The organism is Azoarcus sp. Soil_N_20 (assembly GCF_057656155.1).
Window position 1 is genome coordinate 1 of sequence record NZ_JBDGKX010000059.1, and the last position, 514, is coordinate 514.

Below are 514 nucleotides of genomic sequence, written 5' to 3' on the forward strand. Positions count from 1 at the left end.
GCAAAGATCCGCGCCTGGCTGGACGCGCATCCTGACGAGCGCCGCAGCGCCAAAGGCAAACCGCGGCTGAGCAATCGCACCGACAACGAGTCCGCCAAGATGGCCACCGGCAAAGGCGTGATCCAGGGCTACACCGGGGTGGCCGCGGTCGATGCGAAGACCCAGATCGTCGTCGACGCCCAGGCCCACGGCACCGGCTCCGAACAGGAACTGCTCCTGCCGGTGGTCGAGGCGGTCGAACCGTTTTGTACTCCCGACACCACGCTCTGCGCCGACGCAGGCTACCACTCGGAGGCGAACCTGAAGGCACTCGCCGAAGGCGGGATCGACGCCTACATCTGCGACAACGACTACCGCAACCGAGACGTCCGCTATGCCGGACAGGTGAGCCACAAGGGCAAACCCGATCCGCTGTGGGATAAACGCAAGGTGGCCAAAAAGACGCACTGCTTCCGGCCCACCGATTTCACGCTGGCCGAGGATCGCTCGCACTGCGTCTGCCCGGCCGGCAACA

At 65.6% G+C, this 514-nt stretch carries 1 protein-coding gene; it reads left to right on the forward strand.

All coding sequences use genetic code 11. The annotated features are described in order from the left end of the window. Window positions 1-514, forward strand: a 514-nt coding sequence (locus tag AC3A35_RS27875) for a transposase (protein ID WP_487439806.1), incomplete at both ends; no start/stop codon positions are given.